Annotated in this window: 4 protein-coding genes; 3 read left to right on the forward strand and 1 reads right to left on the reverse strand. The window is 74.3% G+C overall.

All coding sequences use genetic code 11. From position 1 onward, the window contains the following. Positions 1-218 precede the first annotated feature (218 nt). A complete protein-coding gene (locus tag L2C96_RS23585) occupies positions 219-737 on the forward strand; it encodes a hypothetical protein (protein WP_237337791.1) in 519 nt (172 codons plus the stop codon). 664 nt (positions 738-1,401) lie between these two features. Continuing rightward, positions 1,402-2,004 carry a LysE family translocator gene (locus L2C96_RS23590; RefSeq protein WP_237337869.1) on the forward strand — a complete coding sequence of 201 codons (603 nt, stop codon included), beginning with the start codon at positions 1,402-1,404 and terminating at the stop codon, positions 2,002-2,004. Between the two features lie 21 nt (positions 2,005-2,025). Here L2C96_RS23590 and L2C96_RS23595 read toward each other — a convergent pair whose 3' ends face one another. Then, entirely contained in the window at positions 2,026-2,898 is an 873-nt protein-coding gene (locus L2C96_RS23595; RefSeq protein WP_237337792.1) for a LysR family transcriptional regulator, read from the reverse strand. Between the two features lie 74 nt (positions 2,899-2,972). Here L2C96_RS23595 and gabT point away from each other — a divergent pair, with 74 nt between their 5' ends. Next, positions 2,973-4,301, forward strand: coding sequence for a 4-aminobutyrate--2-oxoglutarate transaminase (gene gabT, locus L2C96_RS23600; RefSeq protein WP_237337793.1), 1,329 nt, complete (start codon positions 2,973-2,975; stop codon positions 4,299-4,301). Positions 4,302-4,466: the final 165 nt, after the last annotated feature.

A 4,466-nucleotide genomic window follows, 5' to 3' on the forward strand; every position in this document is an offset into this window, starting at 1 on the left:
AGCGCTACCTTGACACGGTAGAGGTCACTGGTTCAATCCCAGTATCGCGCACCACCTCCGCAGAACGCGGCGATCTTCCGATCGTCGCGTTTTTTGCGTTCGGGGTGTTCGCATGACCGCGGTCACGACGGCTGTGACGTGCGGCAAAAGTGCGCCGGAAGGGCCGCGGCGAGCTGTTAGCGTGCTCGGACCCCCACGTTTCCGGAAGGTGCTCGGAAGTGTCCGCCGACCTGTCGTCCGTCATCGCGGCCACCGCGCAGTGGCTCTTGCGCGCGTACCCGCCCGAGCGTGGCCCGCTGAGCGCCGCACTGGCGGAGGCGCAGTGCCGCCAGGCCGCGACGGTGGCCGCGTGGCTGCGGTACCCCACGGCGCTGGACGCGGGGCTCCTCGGGGTCGTCGGGCCCGGTGGGTCCGGGCGGCTGGACTGGGTGGCGGGCGTCGACGTGGTGCCGGGCGAGGACACCGCGTGGCGCACGTGGGTGGACGAGGTCGTCGCCAGCTGGGCGGCGTGCCTGCTCGCAGACCGCTCCCTGGCGGTGGCCGCGGCCGCGACGGTGAGCGGCTCGGTCCACGCGGCGGGCCTCGCGCCGGACTTCCGGCGCCTCACCGACCCAGACCTGCGCGACCGGCAGGCCGCCGTACTGCTGCGGCACCCCGACCTGCTGTCCCCGGTGGCCGACCTCCACCGGGACGACCTGCTGACCCGCCTCGGCCGCGGCGCGGCGCGGGCCGCCTGAGGATTCGTTCCGGACGCGAGCCGCGCCGGCCGCCGCCCGCGACTCCGGTAGGCGGACTCGGCACCAGACTGGACGCGCCGCCCCGACTCCGGTAGGCAGAGTTCGGCCACCTGCACCAGGCGAACCTGCCCGCCCACCTCGACGCAAACCCGCCCTCCCCGCGCAGCCCACGGGGCCACCCGCCTCCCGTAGGCAGAGTCGGCAGCCACCCACGCCGGACGAACCTGCCCGGCCGCGCGACCCACCTGACCGCCCCGACCCCGTGGCTGAGCCACCCACCCACACCAACGCAAACCCGCCCCACCCGCACAGCCCACGGGGCCACCCGCCTCCCGTAGGCAGAGTCGGCAGCCACCCACGCCGGACGAACCTGCCCGGCCGCGCGACCCACCTGACCGCCCCGACCCCGTGGCTGAGCCACCCACCCACACCAACGCAAACCCGCCCCACCCGCACGACCCACCTGCCCGCCCGACCCCCTAGGCGAAACCGTCCACCCACAAAGGCGAATCTGCCCGGCCCGCGCGATGGTGGGCGCCCCTCACCTGACGATCAAGCCGCCACCGGCGCCGCGCGAACCATGCCCGTCTCGCAGGTCCACTGTGGACCTCTCCGGAAAACCGCGTGCGGGGGACGACCCTGGCGGTATCGTCGGCGGGTGACCATGACCCAGCTCGCGGCGCTCGGGGGTGTCATCGTGCTCGCCGCGATGGCGCCGGGGCCGGACTTCCTGATCGTCAGCAAGAACGCGCTGGTCTCCGGGCGGCGGGCCGGCATGGCCTGCGCGGCGGGGATCACCACCGGCGTGTTCTGCTGGGCGATCGTCACCGCGCTGGGCCTGGCCGGGTTGCTCGCCGCGTCCGCGGTCGCGTTCACCGTCGTCAAGCTCGCCGGCGCGGCGTACCTCCTGGTGCTGGGCGTCCGGACCCTCCTCACCGCCCGCCGCGGCCGCTACACCGCGCCTGGACCGGCCGCGGGCACGGGCAGCGCGTTCCGCCAGGGGCTGGTGTGCAACCTGCTCAACCCCAAGGTGGCGGCGTTCTTCCTGGCGCTCCTGCCGCAGTTCGTGCCCGCCGGCGCCGGGGCCGTTGACCACCTGCTGCTGGCCGTCGTGGCGTCCGGGGTCACCCTCGTCTGGTACCTGGTGCTCGCGAACGTCGTCGGCGCGCTGCGGCGGGTGCTGTCCGCGACGCGGGTGCGGCGCGCGATCGACGCCGTGATGGGCACGCTGCTGGTCGGGCTCGGCGTGCGCATCGCGCTGCCGTGATCGCCTTCCCCCAACGAGCGCTCACCCGTACCGCTCCCCCACGAACTCACTCAACCGCTCGGCGAACACTTCCAGCGTCGCCGCCGCCTCGTGGCGCGAGTCCCACGCGGCGGTCAGCTTGATCTCCAGCCGGCGCTCGCCCGTGCGCACCCGCAGCGGCACCAGCCCGAACCGCGGGTCGTCCGACACCAGCGCCACGCCCCGGCCCGCCGCCGCGTGCGCTTGCGCCACTGTGCCGTTCGCGGCCTCGATCACCCGCGCGTAGGTCGTCCCCAGCTCCAGCAGCGCCGCGTCCAGCGACTGGCGCGCGGTGAACGCCGGAGGCAGCACGATCACCTGCTCTTCGAGCACCTCCGCGAGCGGCACGCTCCCCCGGCCGCTCCACGGGTGCCGCTCCGGCACGTACGCCCACACCGGCAGCACCGCCAGCCGCCGCGACCGGTAGGGCGCACGTGGAGCCGCCGTGGCGATCGCGAGGTCGGCGCCGCGCGCCAGGGTCTCCACCGCGGACAGCCCGTCCGCGCCCAGCACGTCGATCGTCGGGTCCTCGGGCGCCAGCGTCGCGATGAACGGGGCCACCACATCGGTCAGGGTCACCGTCGGCGCGCCGATCGTGAGGCGGTCGATGCGCCCGTGCGCGTGGAACGTCGCCGCCGTCTTCAGCGCCGCGGCCCGCTCCAGCACGTCCCGCGCGTTTCCCAGCAGGGCCCGGCCGACCCGCGACGGCGTCATCCGCCGCCCGGTGCGGTCGAACAGCTCGGCGCCCAGCTCGTCCTCCAGCTGGCGCAGCTGCCGGGACAGGCTCGGCTGGGTGATGTGCAGCAGCTCGGCCGCCCGGCTGACCGTGCCGGCCTCGCAGGTCACCACGAAGTACCGGAGGTGCCGCAACTCCATATATGCCTCCTGGGCATCAAAATTCTGCCGACCAAGTATTGGACAGCATGACGCGTCGCTCCCGAAACTGGGGCATGACCACGAGCACGAGCACAGGAATCCACCAGCAGCGGCGGCTGGAGACGGCGATCCCGGGACCGCGATCCCGCGAACTGATGGCGCGCAAGGGCGCCGCGGTCGCCGCGGGGGTCGGCACCACGATGCCGGTCTTCGCGGCCGCGGCAGGCGGCGGCGTCGTGGTCGACGTCGACGGCAACCACCTGATCGACCTCGGCTCGGGCATCGCGGTCACCACCGTCGGCGCGAGCAACCCGCGGGTCGCGCGCGCGGTGCGGGAACAGGTGGAGGCCTTCACCCACACGTGCTTCATGGTCACCCCGTACGAGGGGTACGTGGCCGTCGCCGAGGCGCTCGGCCGCCTGACGCCCGGCGATCACGAGAAGCGCACGGCGCTGTTCAACTCGGGCGCGGAGGCCGTCGAGAACGCGGTCAAGATCGCGCGGGCGCACACCGGCCGCGGCGCGGTGGCCGTGTTCGACCACGCCTACCACGGCCGCACCAACCTGACGATGGCGATGACCGCGAAGTCCATGCCGTACAAGCACGGGTTCGGGCCGTTCGCGCCCGAGGTCTACCGCGCGCCGCTGTCCTACCCGTTCCGCGACGGCGGACTGTCCGGGGCCGAGGCGGCGAACCGGGCGCTGGACGTGATCGAGAAGCAGGTCGGCGCGGCGAACCTGGCGGCGGTGGTGATCGAGCCGATCCAGGGCGAGGGCGGGTTCGTCGAGCCCGCGCCCGGTTTCCTGCCCGCGCTGGCCTCGTGGTGCCGGGCGAACGGGGTGGTGTTCGTCGCCGACGAGGTCCAGACCGGGTTCGCCCGCACCGGCGACTGGTTCGCGTGCGACCACGAGGGCGTGGTGCCGGACCTGATCGTGACGGCGAAGGGCATCGCGGGCGGGCTGCCGCTGTCGGCGGTGACCGGGCGGGCGGAGATCATGGACGCCGTGCACGCCGGTGGGCTCGGCGGCACCTATGGCGGCAACCCGCTCGCGTGCGCGGCCGCGCTGGCCGCCATCGAGACCATCGAGCAGGACGGGCTCGTGGCCCGCGCGCGGGAGATCGGCTCGCTGCTGAAGTCCCGGCTACGCGGGCTGGACGACCCGCGGATCGGCGACGTGCGCGGTCGCGGCGGGATGATCGCGGTCGAACTGGTGCGGCCAGGCACGACCGAGCCGGACGCGGCGCTGGCGAAGGCGGTCGCGGCGGCGGCCCACGAGCGCGGGGTGATCGTGCTGACCTGCGGCACGCACGGCAACGTCCTGCGGTTCCTGCCGCCGCTGACGATCAGCGACGACCTCCTGCACGACGCGATGGACGCGCTCGGGGAGGCGCTGCGCGCGTAGCGCTCTGGGGGCGCTGGGAGGCGCTCCGCACGGCTGGAGGCAGGCAGCGCCACCGCAGCCGGAGCCCGCCACGGCGAGGCCGCGGCGCCCTCCCCACCGGCGACGCCGTGCGCCTCCCCCGGGGACGCGCAGGGCGGCCTGCACTTCCGGGAACGCTGCGCACTC

The organism is Amycolatopsis tucumanensis, from assembly GCF_021654135.1.
Classification (GTDB): Bacteria; Actinomycetota; Actinomycetes; order Mycobacteriales; family Pseudonocardiaceae; genus Amycolatopsis_E; species Amycolatopsis_E tucumanensis.